The 25,298-nt window shown below is 48.8% G+C and carries 25 protein-coding genes; 16 read left to right on the plus strand and 9 right to left on the minus strand.

Annotation, left to right across the window (positions count from 1 at the left end; genetic code table 11):
* Positions 1-99 precede the first annotated feature (99 nt).
* Positions 100-1,386 (plus strand): AI-2E family transporter, encoded by a 1,287-nt coding sequence (locus tag MCG44_RS08015; protein WP_186852598.1) that lies wholly within the window; start codon positions 100-102, stop codon positions 1,384-1,386.
* Positions 1,387-1,431: 45 nt separating this feature from the next.
* On the opposite strand, the gene MCG44_RS08020 is transcribed toward MCG44_RS08015, so the two are convergent.
* Positions 1,432-2,673, minus strand: a complete 1,242-nt coding sequence (locus MCG44_RS08020) for a 6-phosphofructokinase (protein WP_240287642.1) — start codon at positions 2,671-2,673, stop codon at positions 1,432-1,434.
* Between the two features lie 142 nt (positions 2,674-2,815).
* Here MCG44_RS08020 and fba point away from each other — a divergent pair, with 142 nt between their 5' ends.
* Positions 2,816-3,781, plus strand: coding sequence for a class II fructose-1,6-bisphosphate aldolase (gene fba / locus MCG44_RS08025; RefSeq protein WP_147571804.1), 966 nt, complete (start codon positions 2,816-2,818; stop codon positions 3,779-3,781).
* A 102-nt stretch (positions 3,782-3,883) separates the two neighbouring features.
* Positions 3,884-4,393 (plus strand): amidase domain-containing protein, encoded by a 510-nt coding sequence (locus MCG44_RS08030; RefSeq protein WP_186852596.1) that lies wholly within the window; start codon positions 3,884-3,886, stop codon positions 4,391-4,393.
* Positions 4,394-4,439: 46 nt separating this feature from the next.
* On the opposite strand, the gene MCG44_RS08035 is transcribed toward MCG44_RS08030, so the two are convergent.
* Complete coding sequence (locus MCG44_RS08035; RefSeq protein WP_186852595.1) at positions 4,440-4,838, minus strand: hypothetical protein; 399 nt, start codon at positions 4,836-4,838, stop codon at positions 4,440-4,442.
* Between the two features lie 417 nt (positions 4,839-5,255).
* Between MCG44_RS08035 and MCG44_RS08040 the strand changes: the two genes are divergently transcribed.
* From MCG44_RS08040 to MCG44_RS08075, 8 genes are all read left to right on the plus strand, one after another.
* A complete protein-coding gene (locus MCG44_RS08040; protein ID WP_240287644.1) occupies positions 5,256-6,434 on the plus strand; it encodes an ABC transporter substrate-binding protein in 1,179 nt (392 codons plus the stop codon).
* 140 nt (positions 6,435-6,574) lie between these two features.
* A complete protein-coding gene (locus MCG44_RS08045) occupies positions 6,575-7,486 on the plus strand; it encodes a branched-chain amino acid ABC transporter permease (RefSeq protein ID WP_262670249.1) in 912 nt (303 codons plus the stop codon).
* 15 nt (positions 7,487-7,501) lie between these two features.
* Positions 7,502-8,530: a branched-chain amino acid ABC transporter permease gene (locus MCG44_RS08050; protein ID WP_207721925.1), complete on the plus strand. Its 1,029-nt coding sequence runs from the start codon at positions 7,502-7,504 to the stop codon at positions 8,528-8,530.
* A gap of 18 nt (positions 8,531-8,548) precedes the next feature.
* Positions 8,549-9,328 carry an ABC transporter ATP-binding protein gene (locus tag MCG44_RS08055; RefSeq protein ID WP_186852592.1) on the plus strand — a complete coding sequence of 260 codons (780 nt, stop codon included), beginning with the start codon at positions 8,549-8,551 and terminating at the stop codon, positions 9,326-9,328.
* Positions 9,315-10,025 carry an ABC transporter ATP-binding protein gene (locus MCG44_RS08060; protein ID WP_186852591.1) on the plus strand — a complete coding sequence of 237 codons (711 nt, stop codon included), beginning with the start codon at positions 9,315-9,317 and terminating at the stop codon, positions 10,023-10,025. Before MCG44_RS08055 ends, MCG44_RS08060 begins: the two co-directional genes overlap by 14 nt.
* Before the next feature lie 38 nt (positions 10,026-10,063).
* The gene (locus MCG44_RS08065) at positions 10,064-11,233 is read left to right on the plus strand and encodes a pyridoxal phosphate-dependent aminotransferase (RefSeq protein ID WP_240287646.1); all 1,170 of its coding nucleotides are present in this window, start codon (positions 10,064-10,066) and stop codon (positions 11,231-11,233) included.
* Positions 11,234-11,430: 197 nt separating this feature from the next.
* Positions 11,431-12,417 (plus strand): alcohol dehydrogenase, encoded by a 987-nt coding sequence (locus MCG44_RS08070; protein ID WP_394803842.1) that lies wholly within the window; start codon positions 11,431-11,433, stop codon positions 12,415-12,417.
* Positions 12,417-13,175: an EFR1 family ferrodoxin gene (locus tag MCG44_RS08075; protein WP_240287648.1), complete on the plus strand. Its 759-nt coding sequence runs from the start codon at positions 12,417-12,419 to the stop codon at positions 13,173-13,175. The genes MCG44_RS08070 and MCG44_RS08075 overlap by 1 nt, the downstream gene beginning before the upstream one ends.
* 283 nt (positions 13,176-13,458) lie before the next feature.
* On the opposite strand, the gene MCG44_RS08080 is transcribed toward MCG44_RS08075, so the two are convergent.
* Positions 13,459-14,151, minus strand: coding sequence for an N-acetylmuramoyl-L-alanine amidase (locus MCG44_RS08080; protein WP_186852587.1), 693 nt, complete (start codon positions 14,149-14,151; stop codon positions 13,459-13,461).
* A gap of 249 nt (positions 14,152-14,400) precedes the next feature.
* On the opposite strand from MCG44_RS08080, the gene MCG44_RS08085 reads away from it, so the two are divergent.
* The 3 genes from MCG44_RS08085 (at position 14,401) to radA (ending at position 17,006) form a co-directional block, all read left to right on the plus strand.
* Complete coding sequence (locus MCG44_RS08085; protein WP_240287650.1) at positions 14,401-14,868, plus strand: spore coat protein CotJB; 468 nt, start codon at positions 14,401-14,403, stop codon at positions 14,866-14,868.
* Positions 14,869-15,495 carry a manganese catalase family protein gene (locus tag MCG44_RS08090; protein ID WP_147571795.1) on the plus strand — a complete coding sequence of 209 codons (627 nt, stop codon included), beginning with the start codon at positions 14,869-14,871 and terminating at the stop codon, positions 15,493-15,495.
* A gap of 137 nt (positions 15,496-15,632) precedes the next feature.
* Entirely contained in the window at positions 15,633-17,006 is a 1,374-nt protein-coding gene (gene radA, locus MCG44_RS08095) for a DNA repair protein RadA (protein WP_240287651.1), read from the plus strand.
* A gap of 438 nt (positions 17,007-17,444) precedes the next feature.
* On the opposite strand, the gene MCG44_RS08100 is transcribed toward radA, so the two are convergent.
* Positions 17,445-17,630 (minus strand): hypothetical protein, encoded by a 186-nt coding sequence (locus MCG44_RS08100; RefSeq protein WP_240287653.1) that lies wholly within the window; start codon positions 17,628-17,630, stop codon positions 17,445-17,447.
* 476 nt (positions 17,631-18,106) lie between these two features.
* Between MCG44_RS08100 and MCG44_RS08105 the strand changes: the two genes are divergently transcribed.
* Both MCG44_RS08105 and MCG44_RS08110 read left to right on the plus strand, forming a co-directional pair.
* Positions 18,107-19,099 (plus strand): tyrosine recombinase XerC, encoded by a 993-nt coding sequence (locus MCG44_RS08105; protein WP_186852573.1) that lies wholly within the window; start codon positions 18,107-18,109, stop codon positions 19,097-19,099.
* Between the two features lie 3 nt (positions 19,100-19,102).
* Positions 19,103-19,465, plus strand: a complete 363-nt coding sequence (locus tag MCG44_RS08110; RefSeq protein WP_240287655.1) for an SdpI family protein — start codon at positions 19,103-19,105, stop codon at positions 19,463-19,465.
* A 40-nt stretch (positions 19,466-19,505) separates the two neighbouring features.
* Here MCG44_RS08110 and MCG44_RS08115 read toward each other — a convergent pair whose 3' ends face one another.
* From MCG44_RS08115 to MCG44_RS08135, 5 genes are all read right to left on the minus strand, one after another.
* The gene (locus MCG44_RS08115; protein ID WP_240287657.1) at positions 19,506-20,453 is read right to left on the minus strand and encodes a DMT family transporter; all 948 of its coding nucleotides are present in this window, start codon (positions 20,451-20,453) and stop codon (positions 19,506-19,508) included.
* Positions 20,454-20,585: 132 nt separating this feature from the next.
* Positions 20,586-22,559, minus strand: coding sequence for an NAD-dependent DNA ligase LigA (gene ligA / locus MCG44_RS08120; RefSeq protein ID WP_240287658.1), 1,974 nt, complete (start codon positions 22,557-22,559; stop codon positions 20,586-20,588).
* Complete coding sequence (locus tag MCG44_RS15120; RefSeq protein WP_412531139.1) at positions 22,552-22,944, minus strand: VanZ family protein; 393 nt, start codon at positions 22,942-22,944, stop codon at positions 22,552-22,554. Before MCG44_RS15120 ends, ligA begins: the two co-directional genes overlap by 8 nt.
* A gap of 284 nt (positions 22,945-23,228) precedes the next feature.
* A complete protein-coding gene (gene yunB / locus MCG44_RS08130; RefSeq protein ID WP_147571780.1) occupies positions 23,229-23,960 on the minus strand; it encodes a sporulation protein YunB in 732 nt (243 codons plus the stop codon).
* Positions 23,961-24,004: 44 nt separating this feature from the next.
* The gene (locus tag MCG44_RS08135; protein ID WP_240287663.1) at positions 24,005-25,273 is read right to left on the minus strand and encodes an aminotransferase class I/II-fold pyridoxal phosphate-dependent enzyme; all 1,269 of its coding nucleotides are present in this window, start codon (positions 25,271-25,273) and stop codon (positions 24,005-24,007) included.
* Positions 25,274-25,298: the final 25 nt, after the last annotated feature.

Genomic DNA, 25,298 nt, shown 5'->3' on the forward strand with positions numbered 1-25,298 from the left:
ATTAAAGTTTTGTGAAACTTTTAAGAAAGAGTAGCGGGGGAGAAGAAAATACGATATAATGAAAACAACAGCAATCAAGAAGAAAGCGGGTGGGCTTGTTTGAAGAGAGAGAAGTACGGGCCATTTATCGCGGCGGGAGTCACGGCCTTTTGTGTGGTGACCGCGGCAATTTTACTGTTTTTCCTGATCTTCAACGCCGCCTCGGTCCGTGCTTTTTTCACGACCTTATCACATATCCTGCGCCCTATTTTTATGGGGATGATACTGGCCTTTCTGTTGCTGCCAATCCAAAGGCATATCCTCCAGTTTATGTTGGCCATGACACCAAATCAGAAGCTGAAAAACAAGAACGATGTCCGGTTTTTATCTATAATATCCATCGTCTTGAGTCTGCTGGTTGCCTTTATCCTGCTGTATCTGCTGCTGGCCATGGTAATTCCCCAGGTATATGACAGCATCGTCGGATTGGTCATGGCTTTCCCAGAGTACATTGAGAGCGCCCAGGTATGGTTGTTAACCTTCCTGGAGGACAATCCAGAGATACAGTCCGCTATCATGCCTATCTATAACTCGGCGGCCACCTCTCTGGAGCAGTGGCTCTCCTCAGATATCCTGCCCAATTTAGAGTCGGTGTCCTCCACGCTGGACTGGCTGCGAGCTACGGTCCTACCGAACATTACCGGAGTTGTGTCCGGTGTATCCGCTATTTTGTTGGCTGCCTTACTGCTGATCAAGGACCTGTTGATTGCCATCATTGTTTCTGTCTATCTCCTTGTTCGGAAGGACACGTTTGCTGCTCAGAGTAAGAAGATTGTTTACAGTATCTTCCGTACAGACCACGCTGATTTGATTGTGTCTGAAACGAGAGAAGCCTACCGCATCATGAGTGGGTTTATTAATGGAAAGCTGTTGGATTCTCTCATTATCGGAATTATTTGTCTGGCCTGTTGTAATCTCTTTCACTTTCCCTATCCGGCTTTGGTTGCGACCATCATTGGTGTGACCAATGTGATTCCCTTTTTTGGTCCATTCATTGGAGCGATTCCCTGTATCCTGCTGATCTTTATCATCGATCCCATCCAGAGCATATATTTTGCCATTTTTGTTTTAGTGCTTCAGCAGTTTGACGGAAATATCCTGGGTCCTAAGATCTTGGGTGAGTCTACCGGGTTGGCCTCTTTCTGGGTCTTGTTTTCTATTATTCTGTTTGGCGGACTGTTTGGTTTTGCTGGGATGGTGCTGGGAGTGCCAGTATTTGCTATGATCTACAGTATAATCAGGCGGCTGGTCTGCTATGGCCTGCGCCGTCATAAGCTGCCAACTGAAACAGAGGTGTATATGGGGCGTACAGGCCCCATGTCCCTGCCAAATGGTCATAAGGAATAAAAAATCAGCCCCGGAGAGCAGCTCCGGGGCTGATTATATTTTAGATTACATATCAGTGGTCAGCACTTTCTTCAGATGGGCGAAGCGGGGGAGGGAATGTTCCTTGGGAGCGTCAGTTTCGCCTTGGATTAGGGGGAGTACATAATCGATGAAGGGCTGCTCCACGCCGTTTCCGGCCTCGTTGATCCACTCACGGGGGACCTTCTTCTCGAAGTTAGCCACGATGTCCAATGGCTCCAGAGAGGTCTGGCACTGATAGCCGCCTTCACGGGTGCATTTGAAGGCCACCATCTTATCGGTTGTGCCGGCCACAGCGGCTTCAACAGCAGCGGAGCCAGCCTGCCAGGCTTCTTCGACATCGGTCTTGGAGGCGGCGTGGGAGGCACAACGCTGCAGCAGAGAGAGCTCGATTCCCCGGACCTTGGCGCCAGTGTGCTTCTTGATGACATCAGCCAGCATTACGGCCAGGCCGCCTAACTGAGCGTGGCCGAAGCCGTCGGTGGCAGAGGTTTCCGCCTCAGACACGAACCGGCCATCGGCGTAGTGGATACCCTCGGATACAGCGACCATGCACTTGCCGGTCTTATCATAGATGCTCTTGACATCGGCGATGAACCGGTCCATATCGAAGTCCACTTCGGGCAGGTAGACAAGGTCGGGACCACAGCCGGCGAGGGAAGCCAGAGCGGCCGAACCGGCCAGCCAGCCGGCGTGACGGCCCATGATCTCAATGACAGTGACCATGCCAGTGTCATAGACGTGGGCGTCCTGCCAGACCTCGGCGCAGGAGGTGGCGATATACTTGGCGGCAGAGGCGAAGCCGGGGCAGTGGTCTGTGCCGTTCAGGTCGTTATCAATTGTCTTGGGCACGCCCATGATGCGGCACTCATAGCCTACCTTCTGCATATACTTAGAAATCTTATTGCAGGTATCCATAGAGTCATTGCCGCCATTGTAGAAGAAGTAGCGGACGTTGTACTTCTGGAAAATCTCAAGGATCCGCTTGTAATCAGTGTCATCCTTGTCGGGGTCAGCCAGCTTGTAGCGGCAGGAGCCCAAAGCGGAAGAGGGGGTATACTTTAGAAGATCCAGTTCAGCGGGATCCTCCTGGGACATATCATACAGCTTGTCCTCCAGTACACCTTTGATGCCATGGGCAGCACCGAGAACACGGGTAATGCAATCGGACTTCAAAGCGGTCTGGATGACGCCCTGAGCGCTGGCGTTGATGACAGCGGTGGGGCCGCCAGACTGGCCAATGATACAAGCTCCGGTCAGTTTCTCCATGTTTGCTTCCTCCTTAAATATAAAAATACGTGGAAAAATGATTTAACTCAGAAATTCTCTTCTAAATTCTAGCACAGATACTTGTAATTATCAACTGTTAATGGTACAATAAGGATTACCAAATTCAAAGGAGATGGTAATTATGCCATTGGTTACTACTACAGAAATGTTCAAGAAAGCCTATGATGGCGGTTACGCAATCGGTGCTTTCAACGTCAATAACATGGAGATCGTTCAGGGCATTACCGAAGCTGCCAAGGAAGTCAATGCTCCCCTGATCCTCCAGGTCTCCAAAGGGGCCCGGGCTTATGCGAACCACACCTATCTGATGAAGCTGGTGGAGGCTGCTGTGATTGAGACCGGCCTGCCCATCTGCCTGCATCTGGATCATGGCGACAGCTTTGAGACCTGTAAGTCCTGTATTGACGGCGGCTTTACCTCCGTTATGATCGACGCCAGCTCCAAGCCCTTTGCCGAGAATATTGAGATCACCAAGAAAGTGGTGGAGTACGCCCATGACCACGGCGTGGTGGTTGAGGCGGAGCTGGGCGCTCTGGCTGGCGTTGAGGACGAAGTGAATGTGTCTGCTGAGGCCTCCCATTATACCCGCCCCGAAGAGGTGGAAGAGTTTGTGTCCAAGACTGGCTGTGACTCTTTGGCCATTGCTATCGGCACCAGTCACGGCGCTTATAAGTTCACCGCCGCTCAGTGCACCCGTAACGAGAAGGGCGAACTGGTGCCTCCACCCCTGCGATTTGACATCTTGGATGAAGTTGTGAAGCGCCTGCCCGGCTTCCCCATTGTGCTTCATGGCTCCTCTTCCGTGCCGCAGGAGTTTGTCAAGATGATTAATGAGAACGGCGGAAAGATGCCCGATGCCGTCGGTATTCCTGAGGAGCAGCTCCGTCAGGCCGCCCGTGGCGCTGTGTGTAAGATCAATATTGACTCCGACCTGCGTCTGGCCATGACTGGAACCATCCGCAAGTTCATGGCTGAACACCCTGATAAGTTTGATCCCCGTGAGTATCTAAAGCCTGCCCGTGCCGCTATCCAGGCTATGGTTAAGCATAAGCTGATTGATGTTTTGGGCTGCGACGGTAAGGCCTGATAATTTTCAAAAAGCAACGACTCCGGCCCCAGATCCGCTACGGCGGGTCTGGGGCCCTTTTCTGATCTCTCTGCATAAGATGAGAGAAGGGGGGGAGGAAGAATGCTAAAAATCATACCTTATGACCGTTTTGCTGGAGTTTCCTATGCGCACCGCTGGGCCTATGAAAGAAACCCTAAATATATGAATTTCGATGAATTAGGAGGGGATTGTACTAACTTTGCTTCCCAGTGCCTCTATGCCGGGGCTGGGGTCATGAACTTCACACCCACCTTTGGCTGGTACTACAACAGCGGGAAAGACAGGGCTCCGGCGTGGACAGGGGTACCTTATTTTTTTAACTTTTTAACGAGGAAGCAAAAGACACCCGGTCCATTTGGGAGAGAGGTCCTGCTGGAGCAGGTGGAACCGGGCGATTTTATCCAGCTTCGTTTCTCCGGACATCAGGAATTTAGCCATAATCCAATCGTGGTAGAGATAAAAAGAGAGAATGGGCCGGGCTCTATTCTTGTGGCCGCGCATAGTCAGGACACGGATTTTCGTCCCTTGAGCACCTATCCTTATGTACAGCTAAGATGTATCCATATCTTAGGTACATATCAATGGGGATGAAAGATACCATTAAAAAGCACCCAAAGTAGATACTTTGGGTGCTTTTTTAATGCTTCTTTGAATTGCGATGGCTTAGTTTCCTCAACCAAATCACCACTCCGGCCAGCAGAAGAACGATAACAAGAGTCAAAGCCGAACTAATAGTAGACATCATATCATAGGTGAGAAAAGGAAGAACTTCAATGGAGAAATTCTGTATGATAATGACACCATTCTCGGTAATGGTCTGAGTAAACATTTGATTCTGCAGCATACAAACAGCAGATTCCACCAGAGCGATAATGCCAGCAATAGCATAGATGAGGCGCAGAGGGAGGCGGACTCGCATCTGATCTTCCTCTGAAATATCAAAAAAACGGTACATCTGTCCAGAACCTTTAATTGAAACATAAAACAAATAAAAAGCAACGATTAATTGAAAGGAATCAAGGAATGCGGTAGGCATGGGTTCCTCCTAAAATACTGTTTAGCGAAATAAAAGTTAACAACAATAATAATATATTGCGGACCAATGATTGTCAACTGATTTAGATGCCACTTCACTTTGAATAAAAATTGAACTGCCTACAGACTCATAGGGTAATGCAAGAATGCAGCCATTAAATTTCATTATAATATGACTGAGTTTCAATTACAATAATTTTATCTTTACGACTTAAACAAATTTTGGCTACAAATTTGACATATCATACAAAAAGAATAAATATAGAAATGTTAGCGTTGACATTTTGCATGTACTGATATTAAAATAAACAACAAGAATTTGATTCCATAATAAGAGATAATATTTCATAATATGAAAAAATGATATTAAAGAGAAGTCTCTCTTTAGTATAATATTTGATCAAACAGGAGGAAAACAATGAAAAAGGTTCTTGCATTTGCGATGGCTTTGGCGATGGTGTTTTCCATGGCCGGCTGTGGAAACAGTAGTAATAGCGGCTCTACCAACAGCGGCGGAGATGAGGTAGAAACATTAAAAATTGGCGTTGTTTGCCCCATTTCTGGTGTCTCTGCTATTGCTGGAAAGTACATTACGAATGGTGTCGAGGTTGTAGAGAACGAGCTAGGCGGTAAGATCGACATTAAGGGCAAAGAGTATAACATCGAGTTCATTTACATGGACAATGAGGCATCCGAGGAAAAAACAACAAATGTGTTTCAGAAGTTAATTGAGGAAGAAAAGGTTATTGCTATAGTCGGCCCTGATATGTCCAAATGCGCATTGGCTGCTGGTCCGATTGCTCAGAATGCCAAATGCCCCATCGTTACTACCTTTGCGACTAACACTGCGGTTACTGAGGTAGGCGACTATATTTTCCGGGCCTGCTTTATTGATCCTTTCCAAGGGCAGATGGCTGCCCAGTATATCTGGGAGTCCGGATATGAGACTGCCAGCATTATGTTCAACAACGCTGATGCCTATGCGACTGGACTGAAGGACGCATTTATTGAAAGCTATGAAGCGCTGGGCGGTCAGATCTTGGCTATCGAAGAGTATTCCGGCTCTGATGTTAAGGACTATAACGTCCAGTTGACGAAGCTGGCCGCTGCCAATGCAGAGAGTGTATTTTTCCCCAACCTGCTGAGTGAGCTCGGCCTCCAGATCCAGCAGGCCCGCTCCGCTGGCATCACTTGCCCCATTATCTGTGGTGACTCTGCTGATACTCCTGAAGTCGGACAGGTGGCTGGTGCTGCTGTGGATGGCGTAGCCTATGTTTCCGCTTTTTCTGCTGAGTCTACCGATCCCGCTGCTGTTGAGTTTGTTGAGAAGTACACTGCCCTGCATCCCGATGAGCAACCCAATTCCAATGCTGAACTGGCTTATGAAGCTACTATGATGGTTCTCTATGCGTTGCAGAATGCAGAAGAGCTGACCCGCGATGGTGTCCGTGACGCTCTGGCTTCTATTGAGAATCTTCAACTGCCCTCTGGTCCTATGACGATGGGTGAGGATCGTAACCCCATTAAGGGTGGCGTGGTTATGCAGTATGATGCTGATGGTGTTTCCCATTATGTTTCTTCCATCAATCCTAGCTGATTTCTTTTGGATTTTTCATCGGTGACATAGGGCAGCAATTCTTTCTTAGGCATAACTGAATGTGCCGGCTGCGTTTGATACCAGCCGGCACATTTCTTTCTTAGTAAATCCATTTTTTAGACATGATAGGAGGCGTTCCTGTGGCTACGATCCTACAATACTTAGTTTACGGCTTGCAATTGGGCAGCGTATATGCGTTGCTTGCATTGGGCTATACCATGGTCTATGGGATTGTTGGCATGATCAATTTTGCTCATGGTGACTTTTTGATGATTGGTGCATTGGGCACCTATTTTATTGCTCAACTTTTCTCCAGCTATCAGATTGATGGAACATTCCCAATGCTTATTGTAGGGATTATCATATTGATTGCTATGCTGGGCACTGGCGGAATCGCTGTAGCGACTGAGGCGATCGCTTACAGACCTCTGCGCAATAAACCTAGAATGATCGCGTTGATCACAGCTGTAGGTGTCTCCATGTTTTTGGAGAACTTTCCAAGGGCCTTACCTTTTATTGGCCCGAATCCTCGCTCGTTCCCCACACTATTTACGCCCAAAACCTTTAATGTTTTAGGGGCGTCTATCACTTCGACCCAGATTATCATGATCATATTGGCTGCTGTTACTATGATGGCACTATATTTCATGGTGAATGGCACAAAGATCGGTGGACAGATGAGGGCCGTCAGTATGGACAAGGACGCAGCTTCTTTGATGGGTATCAATGTCAACCGCGTCATTTCCATCACATTCTTCGTAGGCGGCGCTCTGGCCGCAGTATCTGGTATTTGCTATGCCAGTGCCTATCCTCAGGTTGATGTGTATATGGGTTCCTGGCTGGGCAATATGTCATTTGTCGCAGCCGTTCTGGGTGGTATCGGTGATATTAGGGGGGCCATGTTGGGGGGCTTTATCCTTGGGATCGCCCAAATATTTGCTACCGCTTTGAACTCTACCTTCGGCTATGCTGTCGGATTCATTATTTTGATTGTTATCCTTTTGGTCAAGCCTGCCGGTATCATGGGCAAGCTGGTCATAGAGAAAGTTTAAGGAGGGGTGATCTTTATGAATATAAAGAAATTGATTAAGTCGATTTACCCCGCCTTAATTGTTGTCCTTTTATATGTAGTTGTAACGGTCCTGCGCTCTGTGGGTATCCTAAATGGCTATTATATTCAAGTCATGATGTTTGCCGGCATCAACATTATGATGACAGCCAGTCTGAACTTGGTCAATGGCTTTACTGGACAGTTCTGTATTGGCCACGCTGGCTTTATGTCCCTAGGTGCTTATGGGGCCGCGGTCATTACCACCATGGTATTTGATGGTAAGAATATTCCGGTAGTTGCCCAGGTCCCTGTCTTTTTGTTAGGCCTACTGGTAGGAGGGTGTGTGGCTGCCTTGGTAGGAGTGCTGATTGGGATGCCCTCCCTAAAGCTAAAGGGGGACTATTTGGCCATTGTTACTCTGGCCTTTGGTGAAATTGTCCGCGCTATCCTTCGTCTGATCCAGCCGATTGGCGGAGCCAGAGGCATGATTGGCATTCCAAATTACTCCAATTTTGCCTGGATCTTATTCTTTATGGCGTTGACGTTATATCTATTGCGTAACCTTATCTATTCTCCCTACGGCCGCGCCTTTATCGCAATTCGGGACAATGAGATTGCTGCAGATGCCATGGGCATCAATACTACCCGCTACAAGATCACATCGTTCTGTATCGCTGCCTTTATTGCCGGCGTAGCAGGCGGCCTGTATGCTCATGTGCTAGCCTTCATTCAGCCGGACTCCTTTAGCTTTACAAAGAGCTCCGATTTCTTGGTCTACTTGTATGCCGGGGGTTCCGGATCTCTGACTGGTTCTATTTTGGGCGCCACACTGTTGACCATCCTGCCTGAGGTTCTCCGCTTTTTGGCCGACTGGCGCCTGGCGGTGTATGCGGCTATTCTGGTCATTGTGATGCTCTATCGCTCAGAGGGGCTTTGTGGTGGCAAGGAAGTTCCCTTTATGCGTATTTCTCGTGCGTCCCTGTACGAGACTCCGCTGTTTGGCTCAAAGAAGGATAAAGAGCCTGCGGGTGTCTCTAAGTCCTGAGAAGGGAGAAGTGGTGATATGAGTCTTCTTGAGGTCAAAAACCTCTCTATCATGTTCGGTGGGCTTTGCGCCGTGGATAATTTTAATTTGGAAGTTGAAAAGGGCGAATTAATTGCCATTATTGGGCCAAACGGCGCAGGAAAGACAACCGTATTTAATATGCTGACCGGTATTTACAAACCCACCACCGGTACCATTAAGCTAGATGGGGTGGATATGGTAGGGCTTAAACCCTATCAGTTTGCGCGACAGGGGATTACCCGAACTTTCCAGAACATCCGCCTGTTCTCTAATGCCAGTGTGGCGGACAATGTAAAGATGGCCCATACTATGCATAACGACCAGAATCTAGCCAAATGTTTTTTGCGTACACCGGGCATGGTGAAGAGCGAAAGGGAGCTGGATGAGAAGGTCATGGGTCTGTTAGACCGTCTGGGACTGGCCGACAAAGCAAATTTACTAGCAAAAAATCTGCCCTATGGCGATCAGCGCCGTCTGGAAATTGCACGTGCCCTGATGACGGATCCCAAGATCCTGTTGTTGGATGAGCCAGTAGCTGGTATGATTACCACTGAACTGGAGGATATGGCGAACCTAGTAGCACAGATTCGCAAGGACTTTGGTGTGACTATCATTTTGATCGAGCACCACATGAACTTTGTAATGCCTATTGCGGACCGCATCAAAGTCTTAGACTTTGGTAAGACCATAGCTGAAGGGGTGCCCGCCGAAGTGCAGGCCAATCCGAAGGTTATCGAGGCATACTTAGGAGGAGGCTATCAGAATGTCGCTACTTGAGATTCGGGATCTTCATGTGTCCTATGGAGCCATTAATGCGGTACAAGGCGTTTCCTTCTCGATGGAAAAAGGGGAGATTGTGGCGTTGATTGGGTCCAATGGCGCTGGAAAGTCCACCATTCTGCGCACCATCTCTGGTCTGGAGCACGCAAAAAGCGGGTCAATTCTGTTTCAGGGAACAGAATTGACCAAGATGAAGCCCCATAAGATTGTAGAACAGGGCATTGCCCATGTGCCAGAAGGCCGCCGGGTATTTTCGAAGATGTCCGTCACTGAAAACCTGACTATGGGAGCCAATCTGATAAAAGATAGAGCTTTCATAAAAGATGGTCTGGAACGGGTATTTACTATCTTTCCACGACTGAAGGAGCGTGAAAAGCAGCAGGCTGGGACACTTTCTGGAGGTGAGCAGCAGATGCTGGCGTTAGGCCGGGCCTTGATGACCAACGGAAGCCTGTTAATGCTAGACGAGCCTTCCATGGGGCTGGCTCCTATTGTTGTAGAAGATATTTTTCGCGTCATCAGGCAAATTAATGAAACTGGCACTAGCATCTTGCTCATCGAACAGAACGCCTTTTTAGCTCTGAATACGGCCTCCCACGCTTATGTGCTGGAGACGGGGAAAATTACCATGCAAGGTGCCTCTCAGGATTTGCTAGCTGATGAGCGTGTGAAGGCAGCCTATCTGGGTGCCTAAGCATATACAACAAACTGATTTGTAGGAGTGAATGAACGATGCAGTTGTCAAATTTGGCCCAAAATCTGGGTGGATCAGTCATTCGGGAGATGTTCAATGAGGCCTTGAAAATGGAGGATACTATCAGCTTTACAGTTGGCGAGCCGGACTTTATCACTCCGCGCCCCATCATTGAAGAGGCATGCCGATGCTGGGAGTCCGGTATGACTCACTATACCCCGAACAGTGGCGTGTTGGAACTGCGCCAAGCGATTGCGGAGTACCATGCCAATGATCTGAAGCCTGATCCCACAAACCAGATTATGGTGTCCTGCGGTGCCACTGAGGCGATCCAGATGGCTTTGTTCACCTTGGTAAATCCCGGTGATGAAGTCATCGTAATCACACCGGCCTGGCCTAATTATTTTGGACAGATTGGTATGGTGGGCGCCAGAATGATCTGTGTCCCAGCACGTGAGGAAAACGGATTTATCCCAGATCCTGATGACATCAAGGCCGCGATCACACCTAAAACAAAAGCTATCATTCTCAACTCACCCTCTAATCCTACCGGTGCGGTGATTGACAAGGATACTTGCAAAGCCCTGGCTGACCTGCTCCGCGAGCGGGATATCTTTATCATTGCCGATGAGATATACAGCCGGTTAGTTTATGATGATGCGGGCTATACCAGCATTACCTCCTTTGATGGAATCATGGAAAAGACTGTGTACATTAGCGGCTTCTCCAAAATGTTTGCCATGACTGGCTGGCGCCTTGGTTATGCGATCTCCCAGCCTGATATTATCCGTAACATGACTAAACTGCACGAGAACGGCGCTTCCTGTCTGCCGGCCCCCAGCCAGATTGCGGCCGCCTGTGGGCTACGTCAGTGCCAGTCTGAGATTGAGAATATGCGGCAGAGCTATCTTCGCCGCCGTGACCTGATTTGTTCACTGATTGACCAGACCCCTGGTCTGTCTATTAAAAAGCCAAAGGGCGCCTTCTATGCCTTTGTCAATGCCAAGGAACTGACAGAGTTCACCGGGATGAATTCCCGTGACTTGTGTATGGATTTACTGAAGAAGACCGGGGTCGTTACTGTCCCTGGATCCGGATTCGGTGACAGTGGGGAAGGATTCATCCGAATTACCTACGCCACCTCTGACGAAAATATTAAGAGGGGCTTTGAGCGCATCCAGGGCTATATTCAGGGCCTGGGATTTTGAATCTAAATCTATGATCAAATGAAGGGCAGGGGCCTTGTCTGGGGACAGGGCCTCTGCCTTTGTTTTGATTCCCTTGAATTTTGTTTTGGAAAATGCTATGCTGGAATCAAGAAACTACAATGGAGCGGATAATGAATATGTTAGCCTATACTTTTTTGGAACAAGGAACATTCAAATTGTTGGAGAAAGAGAGACCAGTGATCTTGGATGACCGAGACGCGATCGTGCGGGTCACCTTAGCCAGCATTTGTACCAGTGACCTCCACATCAAGCATGGCTCTGTACCAAGAGCAGTGCCAGGTATTACGGTCGGCCATGAGATGGTGGGCGTAGTAGAGAAGGCTGGTCCTGCTGTATTATCAGTGAAGCCTGGTGACAGGGTCACCGTAAATGTAGAGACTTTCTGTGGGCACTGTTTTTTCTGCCAGCATGGCTGGGTGAATAACTGCATAGACCCAAATGGTGGCTGGGCCTTGGGCTGCCGCATCGATGGCGGGCAGGCAGAATATGTGAGAGTTCCCTATGCGGACCAGAGCTTGGATAAGATCCCTGATTCCGTGACTGACCGTCAGGCCCTTTTTGTAGGTGACATTCTGTCTACAGGTTATTGGGCGGCCCAGATATCAGATATCAGCCCTGATGACACTGTGCTTATCATCGGGGCCGGCCCGACAGGTATATGTACCTTACAGTGTGTTTTGTTAAAAAGTCCAAAACGTGTGATTGTATGTGAGCGGGAAGAACAGCGCCTCCAGTTTCTCCACCGTTACTATCCTCAGGTGCTGGCGACCACACCGGAAAAAGCACTGGACTATGTACGGCGAAACAGCGACCACGGCGGCGCGGATGTAGTGCTCGAGGTCGCTGGTGGAGCGGAAACCTTTCGTATGGCCTGGCAGTGTGCCAGACCCAATGGCACTGTGGCAGTAGTGGCGCTGTATGACGGTCCTCAGCAGCTGCCCTTGCCCGAAATGTACGGGAAAAATCTGACCTTCAAGACTGGTGGTGTGGATGGTTGCAGCTGTGCGGAGATATTAAAGCTGATCAAGGAGGGAATGCTGGACACCACGCCGTTAATCACCCATACCTTTCACCTAGAGGAGATCGAGGCGGCCTATGACCTCTTTGAACATCGGCGGGATAACGTGATAAAAGTGGCTATTGAGATGGGGGAGAAGTCCTAATGATCTTATATTTTTCCGGAACTGGAAACAGCCGTTATGCCGCTGAACTTTTGTCAGAGCAGTTGAATGAAAAACTCCTAGATCTAGGAAAACGAATCAAAAGTGGTGAAAAAAGCCCAATTTTTTCTACTGGGCCTTGGGTTTTTGTAAGTCCTACCTATGGTTGGCAACTTCCTCATATCTTTGAGGAATATCTTAGAGCCGTAGAGCTGCTGGGGGACAAAAGGGCCTATTTTGTCCTGACTTGTGGCAGTGATATTGGCGGCGCAGGGCGATATCTAGCGGAATTATGCCAGGCAAAGGGGCTTATTTACCGAGGAACCCTAGAGGTGGTAATGCCAGAAAATTATATTGCGTTGTTTCCTGTGCCGGAAGAACAGGAGGCAGAGCAGATCATTGAGAGAGCACTCCCTGTCCTTCAACATGGTGTTAACTGGATCGCCCAGGATAGGGACTTCCCCCAACGTAAAGTAGGGATTGTGGATCGCATCAAAAGTGGCTTAGTCAACCGTGCCTTTTACCGCTTTGTGATAAAGGCAGACCTCTTTTACGCAAAAGACTCCTGTGTTGGGTGTGGAAAATGTGTTGCAAACTGCCCTTTGAATAACGTGAAACTCAATAACCAAATCCCTGTATGGGGAAAGCACTGTACACATTGTATGGCCTGCATCTGCAACTGCCCTGCCCAGGCGATTGAATATGGAAGTCGGAGCAAAAATAAACCCCGATACCGATGTCTGCCCTATAAGAAACAATGATGCTCTGTCTTCCTATAAAAAGGAGATCCCATCCAACCCGATGGGATCTCCCTTTTTGTAGCCTAAAACCACTCGCCTAGCAAGTGGTTCAAAATAGCGATAAGCAAGTTTGCTATATAAATAGTATGGTCTGCCCACTGCACAAAGAGTAGAGAAGGGAGGGCTTCATGTGCGAATGAATAACAGTTTATCATAAGATATGTAACTCAGTAGTGTCATCCGTGAGGAATAAAGGGCTATGCCCGCATAGAGACAACCACCAGCGAAGCTGGTGGTTGTGTTCTTATGGAGCGGTCAGCCAGGCCCCCACCAGAACAGCGGCCAGTTGTTTCTGATAATCTGGATCCAACAGTTGTGCCTCCTCTTCTGGATTCGTTAAAAATCCACACTCCACCAGGACGGCTGGACAACTAATATGATTCATAAGATAGACCGTATCCGGAATTTGCTTTACCGACCGCTCATTTTCTGGCTGGAGTGTCCCCTTGACTACCGCCTGAATATGTTCCGCCAGTTCCTTAGAGCCCTCTGTGGGCGCATAGAATACCTGTGCGCCGTGATAGCGATTATTCGGATAAGTATTCTGATGGATACTAAGCAGAGTGGCGCTTCTTTGTCCCTCAATAGCAGCCACTCTATTTTTTAGATCAGATACCTTCTTTTCACGTAGTGAAACCGCACTGTTGTCGTGGAGGGAAATGTCTTCTTCTCGAAGGACCATGGGAGATACTCCGTAAAAGGCCAAAATATCCCGCATCCTCAATACCACTGCCAGATTAATCTGACTTTCCGGCATACCAGTGAGTGAGACAGCACCCCCATCTTCTCCACCATGCCCGGCATCCAGAATCAGATTGGCCTGGCTATTTACTAAAGAGGAAGATGACGCTATTCTATCCATTCTCCCCATGCATAAGCGCAGCGACCAGTTCAGCAAAAACAATACTGTCACGATAGCCAATCCTAGCAATAACATCCGCCGCCTCATAAGACCACCTCGACCTAACATATGGAGACGGACAAGAGCAATATTCCCTATTTAAAATAAAATTTATTTTGGCCACCAAATCTTGCCTTCCTTGGTAAAGAAATAGAGAAGATAACCAGAAAGCCCAAAAGTTCCATCCTTGACTCCCTTTTTCTCCAGGGACCACGTTACCGGTCAGACCATACACTGGGATGAGGGCCCATCCGCCCCTCAAATCCAACCAAGGAGGGAATCCCTTTGAATCAAGAGATCGGTAGTTCCTGCCCCCTGCAGACTAGCTGCCCTGATAATTATGGTACTCTGCCGTCCTGTGCAGGACTGGCAGTCCCTTACGTCCCATTTCAGCAGGATAGACCCAATAAATATTCCCAAAGTGAGGCTCTGAGCAACGGTACACTCTTTCCAGGCCTCAACCTCCCCTTCCATTTGAAGGTGGAAGGTTCCACTTTGCCCACAAATCCGCTGGTAGAGCTCCAGGCTCTGGAATTCGTCGTACTAGAACTTGGGATTTATCTTGACACCCATCCTGACGATACGGAGGCATTCACCCTTTTCAAGCAGTATGCCGCCATGGAAAAGTCGGCCAAAGCCGCTTACGAAAGCAAATTCGGACCCCTGACCAAAGCCGCGGCGGCGACTGGAGAGCGATACAACTGGCTCCAGGAGCCCTGGCCTTGGAATTTCCAGCAGAATGAGGTGAAGTAAATGTTTATTTATGAAAAGAAGCTTCAATTTCCAGTAAAAATTGCCACTCCAAATCCTAAGTTGGCCGCTTTTATTATCAGTCAATATGGTGGTCCAGATGGAGAACTAGGTGCCTCTATGCGCTATCTATCCCAGCGTTATGCCATGCCTTATGCTGAGGCAAAAGGCGTATTGACGGACATCGGCACTGAGGAGCTGGGCCATATGGAGATGGTAGCCGCCATCGTTCACCAACTGACTCGAAACCTCACCGACGAAGATGTGCGAAATAATCCAACCTTTGCTCCTTATTTCGTAGACCACACCACAGGTGTCTATCCTACTGCCGCTTCCGGGTTCCCTTGGAGCGCCGGCTCCATCCAATCTACCGGCGATGTCATTGCCGACTTGACTGAAGACTTGGCGGCCGAGCAAAAGGCCCGCCTCACCTATGATAACATTCTCCGCCTTTCCGATGACCCAGATGTCAACAACGTCATCCGTTTTCTGCGAGAGCGGGAAATTGTCCACTTCCAGCGATTTGGCGAGTGTTTGCGCCTGTGCAAAGAGAAGATGGACGCAAGAAACGTTTACCTTACTAACCCGGCCTTTGACAAAGCACAACCCAGGACTCCTGCTAGAGGTTAAAAAAACAGCCAGGCTCCCCTTTATTAGGGGGCCTGGCTCTTCTCAAAGCTGATAGAAACTGTCCGTACAGATTTACAATAAGGCGAAAACCTGCTAGAATAAAATAAATCAAACTCGGCACCAGAAGGAGCAGGACGATGAAAGCAAAGACTCTCTTTTACTGTACAGAATGCGGGAACGAGATGCCAAAATGGCAGGGGAAATGTCCTGCCTGCGGCGCATGGAATACGGTGGTAGAGCAACCCACGGAAAAGCCCGTCAAAAAAGCAGGAATCAACCATCCCAGAGGTTCCGCGGCTGGCGTGGCCGTTCACCGTCCCAAACTCATGAAAGATGTGGAGATCACAGATGAGCTGAGATTTTGTACAGGAATGGGAGAGCTGGACCGGGTTCTGGGAGGCGGTGCGGTCAAGGGATCGCTGGTTCTGATAGGCGGTGCTCCTGGCATTGGAAAGTCCACACTTATGCTGCAGATCTGCGATAATCTGTGCCGGTTTGCCACAGTTTTGTATGTATCAGGAGAGGAATCCGAACGGCAGATCAAACTCCGAGCGCAGAGGCTAAACGTGGCAGAGGAGGGGCTTCATCTGCTGGCGGAAACCGATCTGGAGAACATGATTGATTCAGTTCATCATCTCCAGCCTGATGTGCTCATTGTGGATTCTATTCAGACTTTATACCACGGGGATGTGAATGCCGCCCCTGGAAGCATAAGCCAAGTAAAGGAATGCACACTGGCGTTGATGCAGCTTGCAAAGGGAGAGGGAATTACTGTTTTTGTCATCGGACATGTGAACAAAGAGGGCTTTATTGCCGGGCCTAAGGTGCTGGAGCATATGGTAGACTGTGTCCTTTATTTTGAAGGTGAGAGGCATATGGCCTACCGCATTTTAAGGGCGGCCAAGAACCGCTTTGGCGCGACCAATGAGATTGGTGTTTTTGAGATGGAGGATGGTGGACTGTGTGAAGTGCCAAACCCCTCGGAAACTCTGTTAGCTGGCCGTCCCATGGATGCTCCGGGTACCTGTGTTACCTGTGTTATGGAGGGAGTACGCCCGGTGCTGGCAGAGATCCAGGCCCTAGTGGTGCCCAGCAGCCTAGGAAATCCTAGAAGAGTGAGCAATGGCTTCGAATATAACCGCACCATGTTGTTGCTGGCCGTGCTGGAAAAACGCGGCGGCCTTTTACTGGGAAATTGTGACAGCTATCTAAATGTCATTGGAGGGCTAACATTAGACGAACCAGCGGCAGATTTAGCAGTTGTGTTGGCTATGGCCTCCAGTTTTCGGGACAGACCGGTACCTCATGATCTTGCTGCTATTGGGGAAGTGGGGCTGACCGGAGAACTTCGGGCAGTCAGTGCGTTAGGCCAACGCCTGTCCGAAGTCCAGCGGCTAGGCTTTACAAAATGTCTGATTCCAAAGCGTGTCCAGGGCAAACTAATTGCTCCGGAGGGACTAGAGTTGATCCGGGTTTCCAGTATTCGGGAGGCTCTGGCGACGTTGCTGTAAAGCTTTTTTACTTAAGGGAACAAAATTAATACAGCTGGAGCTAGAAGTTAACCCGGAGGAGGCGGCTCGGTAGAGAGAACAGTATCCGTCCTTCTGATAAACACAGGAATCAGTGCACACGATCAAGCTCATTCTTTTCACCTCCAGTATCGAGAGTAAGTAGTATGTCCTAGAGTGGAAAAGATATGAGATATGGAGGGATATGAAAAATTGGTTTAGAAGCTTGAAGGATAGTGAGTAAGTTGCTGTTCTAAGGCCGCCAGTCCTGATGATGCCCTGATCAAAAAAGGTATTGTTCAACGGCGTTTTTATCAGCCTAAGAAAAAGCGGATAACCTTCCGCCTTCGGCTCCCTCTGGTCGTGTCCTCCATTCTGGATAAATTGAAATGTCCCAGGACATAAAAAAGGGGAGAGGGCCGCCGCCCCTCTCCCGGTCGCTTACATAATTTTCGGTAGTGGAAATTCGATGCTGTCTCCTACTTTGTCTGCCCATTCTAATAGGGTGTTTACTCCGCTTCGGATTTCCGCTTGTCCGTCTTTTAGTTCTGTAATATCTTTTCTTACTTCTGTCATGTCTTTTTGTAGTGTTCTTAGAATCTCTAGGATTTTATCTTCATTTGTCATGTCGAGCCATCCTGGTCTGATATATGGTATCTGTCATTGTACCGGGTCCGGGGGAGTTTGTCAATCTCTCGTTTCCCGCCTCCCATCCTGGTTTTCGTCGGCTTGCCGAACTCGGCGGCGGCGAGTTCGGTTGTTCACATCGTCCATAAATTCCTAATAGGGTCAAGGAGGCCGTAGGCCGCTCGACAAAGAAACTGGCTCTTTGGAGCCAGTTTCTTTGATCCTTGACGCTATTCGGTATTTATGGCCTATCCCGTAGGGATACCTTATGAAAATAGTGCTTGACTTTCTTCCTTTTTTGTGATTATATTAAGTTAGCTTATCCGGAAGGGAAGGAAAAAGAGTCTGACTCACCTTAAAAGGTAGACTTTTGGTCCAACAATAACCGTCCATTTTGTTGACCGCCTCGGTCCTTTATTTTTTTAAGATAACAGGTCAACAAAATAAAAATTTTGTTGACCAAAAAGGAGGGGAATATGGATTATCGAACTGAAGCTCCCGCACTAATCAGAGATTTTCTTGTCTATCATGAAACTATCCAAGGACATTCCAGTCGCACAATAGATGAATATTTTCTGGATCTGCGTAGTTTCTTTCGCTATATTAAACAGAAAAAAGATCTTATATCTAAGGATGTTCCATTTGACAGTATCATGATTGATGATGTCGACCTATCTCTGGTCCACAGCATCACATTAAGCGATGTGTATGATTTTATGAGTTTTCTCTCCCAAGATCGCTCACTTACAGCTACGTCAAGAGCTCGAAAAGTCGCTACAATCCGCTCCTTTTATAAATACTTGACTAATAAGGCCAAGCTGTTAAGAGAGAATCCTGTGCAAGATTTGGACTCACCTAGGCTACGCAAATCACTCCCAAGATATCTGAATCTTGATGAAAGCATAGAGCTTCTGGATTCAGTGGCTGGAAAAAACTCTAGTCGTGATTATTGTATTCTTACTTTGTTCCTAAACTGTGGATTACGTATTTCTGAGTTGGTAGGCTTAAATGTAACAGATGTTCGAGGCGATCAGCTGCGTGTTTTGGGAAAAGGAAATAAAGAGCGGATGCTCTATTTGAATGAAGCTTGTCAACAGGCGCTTCAGGATTGGATAACTGAGCGAAGCATGTTGACGTTAGTCGATCAAAAGGCGTTATTTGTCACGTTGCAAAATAGGCGTCGGATATCCAGAGCGGCAGTCCATAAACTGGTCAAAAAGCATCTATTAGCTGCAGGGCTGGACAGTAGCCAGTATTCAGCGCATAAACTGCGCCATACAGCGGCTACCCTTATGCTTCAAAACGGTGTAGATGTACGTACCCTCCAGGAAGTTTTGGGGCACGATAATCTCAATACTACCCAGATTTATACCCATGTAGATAGTGATGATCTTCGTACCGCAGCCAGGGCCAATCCCCTTGGCCGAGTATCTCGAACGAAGACGAAAAATCAAAAGAAAGAGGTTTGATACATGTTCGCTGCCTGCTTTATTCTGACCATGCTCCCCCCTATCCTTATTCTGTGTGTGGGAATCATATGGAAAGTATCCCCGCCCAAAATGGACAGCAAGGGGTTGGCCTACCGTACAGCGTTGTCTACACGCAGTGAAGAAACTTGGAGCTTTGCACATCGCCATTGCTCAAAGCTCTGGATTCGTCTTGGCATCGTACTTGGGTTGGTGACCGCTCTGCTGATGTGGTTTTTTCGGGACCAGTATCTCAATTTTATTTTGTGGCTTCTGGCCGGTCAGATGGTATTTTTTTGTTTGTCCGCCTTTCTAGTAGATCTGCTGTTAAAAAATGGATTTGATGAACATGGAAACAAACTAATATAAAAAAGACCTCCAAGTTTTTTCTTGGAGGCCTTTTTATTATTTAATGTGATACAGTCGGGCGTTTGGCTTCCAAAATACCTGGGATGATGGAACACAGAGAGCCAACGACAATTAAAAGGATACCAAGCAGCATATTTCCCGGGATATCTTCCCTATGGAGCCACCAAGCCAGTATCGGTGACAGAGCGGGCTTAAAAAAGTATACTAGGGAAACTACACTAGCTGGCTGATATTCCATAGCCAAAAAGTAGGAGCAGAACCCGATACCTGCTACACCGGCAGAAACATAGAGCACATAGGGGAGATTTTCCATGGTATAACCGGCCAGGATAGGAATGTTGGCGAAATTTGGCAGACCAGCCGAGGTGATTGCCGCCGCCACAGCCGGAATGTGAGATAGGACGATAAAAAGAAGTACGATGAGGCTTCCAAATAAGAAACTAAAGCAGGTCACGACCACACCGCCATACTCAGCACACTTCCGCTTTCCCATAACCCCGTACAGAGAAAACAACAGGGTAGATAGCAACGCCAACGATACCCCCAACATATTCAGGTTGCTGTGGAATGGATTGATGATCGCCAGAGTCCCGATGATTTCAAAAATAAGGGCTGCCACATGACGTTTTTTAATGGGCTCATGGAGCAGAAAGAAGGCCAGGAAGGTCACGAATACCGGATTACAACTGAAGAGGACCGCAGTGACCGAGGAACTGGTATACTCGACAGCTAGATGGAGAATTGTCATGCTCAGAGATATCCCAGTGAACCCTAAAAGGGCAAAATAAGCCAGAGTTTTCGTATCAAGCCTCTTTTTCCTCTTTCGAAGTGTATGCAGGGCCAAAGGTAATAGGAAGAGAAAGCCAATAACAAAACGAGCAAAGGTCAACTGGACAGGGTTCAGTTCTCCAGCAATAAATTTCAATACCACCTCAAAGGAGCTGAACATGACTACCGCAATAGCAATATACAGATATCCTGTTTTCACAAATGAATCCTCCCCTCTCGATAGAATAATTATACCATATGCTAAAGAAAATGGAACTGCACAATAGTAAAAAAACTAATAATGAAAGAAAGGCCCCCAAACAGTATTGAGGGCCTTTAAATCATCCAAGTATTATTTCAGAAGTGCTGAAAAATCATCCTCTGTCAAGATCTGGATTCCTAGCTCCTGTGCTTTGCGCAGTTTTGATCCGGCGGACTCCCCTGCTACTACATAGGTGGTCTTTTTAGATACAGAACTGGCGGCCTTTCCACCTCTTGCCTCGATCAATTCAGTGGCCTCATCCCGGGTAAAGCGTTCCAGCGCCCCTGTCAAAACAAAAATCATACCAGCGAAGCGCTGGTCATCTCCCCAATCAGTTGCCGTCATATTGACGCCTGCCTCCCGCAGACGAGAGATCAAATGCCGGCTTTGAGGGCTGGACATCCACTCCAACAAGCTGTGTGCTGTAATCTCTCCAATATCATCAATGGCGGTGAGCTCCTCTAACGTAGCCGTTTCCAAAGCATCTAGGGTCTTGAAGTGGGCAGCCAATACTTTTCCGGCCTTCTGGCCCACCTGACGGATACCAAAGGCGTAGATCAGTCGGGACAGGTCCTGGGATTTAGAGTTCTCAATCGCTGAAATAAGATTTTGAGCTGATTTTTTACCCATCCGGTCCAGCTTTGCGATATCTTCCTCACGAAGAAAGTAGAGATCACCTGGGGTCTTGACTAGGCCGGCCCCAACAAGGTTCTCCACCACTGCGATACCCATACCATCGATATCCATGGCATCCCGGCTGGCAAAATGGGCTAGATTGCGAAGCAGCTGCGCTGGACATTCGGATCCAGTACAACGGATATGGGCCCCGTCCTCATCTCGTTCCACCGGAGCCCCGCACACCGGACAGACAGATGGCAAAAAGTAGGGGCGTGTTCCTTCCGGACGCTGCTCCATAACGACAGACAGAACCTCTGGTATGATCTCCCCTGCTTTCCGAACCAGAACTGTGTCGCCAATGCGAATATCCTTTTCCGAAATAAAATCCTGATTATGCAGAGTCGCGCTGGTCACCGTAGTACCGGCGAGCCGGACCGGCTCCAGTACTGCTTTGGGTGTCAGTACCCCAGTTCGCCCTACCTGGACTAAAATATCCGTCACTTTGGAGGGCTTGACTTCAGGCGGGTACTTATAGGCAGCGGCCCAGCGGGGAAATTTTGCGGTGGAACCTAGGCGTTCTCTATCTGACAGGCTATTTACCTTTACGACCGCTCCGTCAATATCGAACTGGAAGGAATCACGGTTCTCTCCGATCTCTGCGATATGGTCCATCACCTGTTCCATCTGTTGACAGCTGTAATGCGGAATCACCTTGAAGTTATTGCGTTTCAAGTATTCCAGTGTCTCCAGATGTGTGGACAGAGCGGCCCCCTCAATCCACTGGATGTTAAATACTAGTATGTCAAGCCTCCGAGATGCGGCAATTTTGGGGTCTAACTGGCGGAGCGAGCCAGCGGCGGCATTTCTTGGATTGGCAAAAAGAGGCTCTCCCCTGCGCTCACGTTCCTCATTGAGCGCATGAAAAACCTGTTTAGGCATGAATACCTCACCGCGGACAATCAGGTGAGCCGGCATATCCGGCAGACGCATAGGGATAGAGCGGATCGTCCTCAAATTTTCTGTGACATCCTCCCCTACCCGGCCATCTCCCCGTGTTGCCCCACGGACAAAGAGACCATTTTCATATTCCAGCGCGACAGAAAGTCCATCCACCTTAGGCTCCACTACATAATGGGCATCCGGGACCACTCCTCGGACCCGGATGTCAAAAGCCTTCAGTTCTTCAAAATCAAAGACATCCTGGAGCGACTCCAGGGGGACCCGGTGCTCTACTTGAGAAAACGCCTCCAGTGCCTTCCCACCCACCCTCTGGGTGGGGGAGTCAGGAGTTATTGCCTCTGGGTGGGCTGCCTCCAGCTCCTCAAGACGGCGCAATTTGTGGTCATATTCATAGTCAGACATGGTTGGCGCATCATACACATAATACTCCAAACCGGCCTGTATCAGCTCATGGCGTAGTACCTCGAGCTCCTTCAATTCATCCATATCCAGGTAACTCCTTTGTGGTGCACTGAAATTTAATGGTCAGCTGTGGCAGCAGGGCATTTATCAGCCAGAAGATCCAGAATCCCACCAGAGTGCCCGCAGTATTGAGGATTACATCATCCACATCGCTACTGCGCCCAATGAAACACTGGACAAATTCAATAAAAACAGAGGTGCAAAGACCAACCAGAGCGGATTTCCACCACCGCCAGCCCCGCCACAGCAGAGCAGGGAAAAAACCAATAGGGCAGAAGATACCGATATTCGCGACCATTAAAAACATGACCCATGGCCCGCGAAAGGCCCGAATGATCTCTTGAAAGGGGGTAAGCTGTAAAGTATCCCACTGGATCTGCCAATCGACAGGCGGAAATAGAGGCTCCATTCCATGCAGGACCCAGTACCATCGATTCAAGCTCCAGAAATTAGCAGGAAAAAGAGTTACAGAGGCCAATCCAGCGCAAAACATGACAAAAAGGAGCAGAACAGCCTCTCTCCCGCTGCTGCTTGACAGCCCAAGACCGGCCAGTCTTCTTTTGCGGGACGGCAGGAACAGAAGAAATCCGAATACTCCGATCAACATACAGGGAAGCATCTGCAGACCGTAATCCAAGATATTACCCCAATACCATTGTATTGTTTCCCAAAGACTCATCTGTAAAACTCCATTTAATGGCCTGATATCCCATCCAAGCTGAGATAGGTGTTGGGTACCTGTCCTACGATCACTGTTTCCGCGACACAAAGCTCTGTATCCAGCGGCACTTCTATGGCGCTGCCTGCCAGCAGGACTGTGGCGGGAATGGAGAGATGAAGCCAGATCCGGTGACGAGTCTGGTTGACTCCCGCCTCCGAAAATTCGCTCTCAAACTCCGCTTGGACAGTTCCTACGGACATAGCCCTGACATGAAGAGAGGGTCCAGCCGCCCAGAGTAGCTCAGAATCAAAGAGGCTCCCTATTGGGATCTGAATGGTTGAAACATCGATACCATCTAATTCTTCTAGGATTTGATTAACCAGATATGCCCTGAGCTGGTTCATAGATGCCATATCCGTGGAAAGTGAGGTAATCGCACCGCTTTCCTCACGCTGTATCGTAACTAGATCGCCATATCCCAGTTGGCGCTGTGCCAGATCTTCTACAACAGATCGCTCGATCAGGCCTGTTAATTGATTTTGAATCTGGGTAGTAGCCGCCGCCGCTATAACGGGCTTTATCCTGGACTCCAAGAAACTGATGATTGAGAAAGATAGGAGCAAAGCGACGCCAAGTGTGACCAGCCAACGCGGGACGTGAACTGGAAATGAATAGGACCGTCCCACTCCCCTGCCGGCCGATCTATAAAATAGGCCGCCGTGTATTTTTCGGTATAATTCACGCCGTAAAGGACCCATGACCATATCCTCACCCCCATAGGGAGAAGATATGTAATTTCCGGCTTGGCCTATTCCCTGGGAACCGGCTGATCTGAGCCAAGGAGCTCTTGGACGGCCAGCAGGATCCCCAGTCTGCCCGACTCGAAGGTCAGGCCGCCCTGGAGATACACCGTATAGGGCGGACGCATGGGGGCATCAGCGGACAGTTCGATGGAGGCTCCCTGAATAAAGGCGCCAGCAGCCATAATGACTTGGCTGTCATAACCGGGCATATCCCAGGGTTCCGGGGTCACATAGGAGTCCACAGGCGCGCCGAACTGGATGCCCTTACAAAATTTTTTAAGGGCTTCCGGTTCCCGCATATGAATCATTTGGATGATATCGTGACGGACGGCACTGGAGTGTGGCTCTGTTTCATAGCCCAGCAGTTCCATTACTTTTGCGCCAAAAACAGCCGTTTTAACAGCCTGAGCCACGGTGTGAGGGGCCAAAAACAGTCCCTGGTAAAGCAGACGGTTCTGGCCCAGAGTACAGCCGCACTCCCCACCGATTCCTGGAACTGTAAGCCGTTGGGCCGCCCCCTCTACCAGATCGCGGCGGCCAGCGATATAGCCTCCAGTGGGTGCCAGTCCGCCGCCGGGATTTTTAATCAGGGAGCCTACTACTAGGTCGGCCCCTACATGGGTCGGCTCCAGAGTTTCTACAAATTCACCATAGCAGTTGTCCACCAAAATGGCGGCATTGGGATTCGCCCTTTTGATGATAGCACACATCTCTCCAATCTCCGCCACAGAGAGGGAGGCTCGAGTAGAATACCCTTTTGATCGCTGGATCAGCACCGCTTTTACCTTGGGATTGGCCGCCATCCGGGCAATCCCCTCCAAGTCTGGGGCGTCGTCTACCAGCTCCACTTGACGATATTCCACGCCGTAGTCCTTTAGAGATCCATGCCCCTTTTCCGCTGTACCTATGACACCTAAAAGGGTATCATAGGGGGCCCCGACAGCGGAAACCAGCACATCGCCAGACTTCAGAGCGCCAAAAAGAGCGGAGGCGATGGCATGGGTACCGTTGACGAACTGTATCCGGACAAGAGCGGCCTCTGTGCCAAAAAGATCGGCATAGATCTCATCCAGCTTGTCCCGGCCAAGGTCATCATAGCCGTAGCCGGTGGTGCCGGCAAAATAGCTATCCGCCACCCGGTGGTCTTGAAAGGCAGCCAGCACCCGCTGGGTATTTTCCTGGGCTATGGTATCGATGCGGGAAAATTCATCAACCAGCTCCCTCTGGGCCTGATCACCCAGGGCACGCACTTTATCGCTTAACTGTAAAGGCATTTTATTTGTCAGTCCAATCTTTTTG

Source organism: Lawsonibacter sp. OA9 (assembly GCF_022440585.1).

Excerpts from the sequence above, each read along its gene's own strand:
- MCG44_RS08020 (WP_240287642.1), bottom strand. The coding sequence starts at position 2,673 with ATGGAGAAACTGACCGGAGCTTGTATCATTGGCCAGTCTGGCGGCCCC.
- fba (WP_147571804.1), top strand. The coding sequence starts at position 2,816 with ATGCCATTGGTTACTACTACAGAAATGTTCAAGAAAGCCTATGATGGC.
- MCG44_RS08030 (WP_186852596.1), top strand. The coding sequence starts at position 3,884 with ATGCTAAAAATCATACCTTATGACCGTTTTGCTGGAGTTTCCTATGCG.
- MCG44_RS08035 (WP_186852595.1), bottom strand. The coding sequence starts at position 4,838 with ATGCCTACCGCATTCCTTGATTCCTTTCAATTAATCGTTGCTTTTTAT.
- MCG44_RS08040 (WP_240287644.1), top strand. The coding sequence starts at position 5,256 with ATGAAAAAGGTTCTTGCATTTGCGATGGCTTTGGCGATGGTGTTTTCC.
- MCG44_RS08050 (WP_207721925.1), top strand. The coding sequence starts at position 7,502 with ATGAATATAAAGAAATTGATTAAGTCGATTTACCCCGCCTTAATTGTT.
- MCG44_RS08055 (WP_186852592.1), top strand. The coding sequence starts at position 8,549 with ATGAGTCTTCTTGAGGTCAAAAACCTCTCTATCATGTTCGGTGGGCTT.
- MCG44_RS08060 (WP_186852591.1), top strand. The coding sequence starts at position 9,315 with ATGTCGCTACTTGAGATTCGGGATCTTCATGTGTCCTATGGAGCCATT.
- MCG44_RS08065 (WP_240287646.1), top strand. The coding sequence starts at position 10,064 with ATGCAGTTGTCAAATTTGGCCCAAAATCTGGGTGGATCAGTCATTCGG.
- MCG44_RS08075 (WP_240287648.1), top strand. The coding sequence starts at position 12,417 with ATGATCTTATATTTTTCCGGAACTGGAAACAGCCGTTATGCCGCTGAA.
- MCG44_RS08080 (WP_186852587.1), bottom strand. The coding sequence starts at position 14,151 with ATGTTATTGCTAGGATTGGCTATCGTGACAGTATTGTTTTTGCTGAAC.
- MCG44_RS08090 (WP_147571795.1), top strand. The coding sequence starts at position 14,869 with ATGTTTATTTATGAAAAGAAGCTTCAATTTCCAGTAAAAATTGCCACT.
- radA (WP_240287651.1), top strand. The coding sequence starts at position 15,633 with ATGAAAGCAAAGACTCTCTTTTACTGTACAGAATGCGGGAACGAGATG.
- MCG44_RS08100 (WP_240287653.1), bottom strand. The coding sequence starts at position 17,630 with ATGACAAATGAAGATAAAATCCTAGAGATTCTAAGAACACTACAAAAA.
- MCG44_RS08105 (WP_186852573.1), top strand. The coding sequence starts at position 18,107 with ATGGATTATCGAACTGAAGCTCCCGCACTAATCAGAGATTTTCTTGTC.
- MCG44_RS08110 (WP_240287655.1), top strand. The coding sequence starts at position 19,103 with ATGTTCGCTGCCTGCTTTATTCTGACCATGCTCCCCCCTATCCTTATT.
- ligA (WP_240287658.1), bottom strand. The coding sequence starts at position 22,559 with ATGGATGAATTGAAGGAGCTCGAGGTACTACGCCATGAGCTGATACAG.
- MCG44_RS15120 (WP_412531139.1), bottom strand. The coding sequence starts at position 22,944 with ATGGAGCCTCTATTTCCGCCTGTCGATTGGCAGATCCAGTGGGATACT.
- yunB (WP_147571780.1), bottom strand. The coding sequence starts at position 23,960 with ATGGTCATGGGTCCTTTACGGCGTGAATTATACCGAAAAATACACGGC.
- MCG44_RS08135 (WP_240287663.1), bottom strand. The coding sequence starts at position 25,273 with ATGCCTTTACAGTTAAGCGATAAAGTGCGTGCCCTGGGTGATCAGGCC.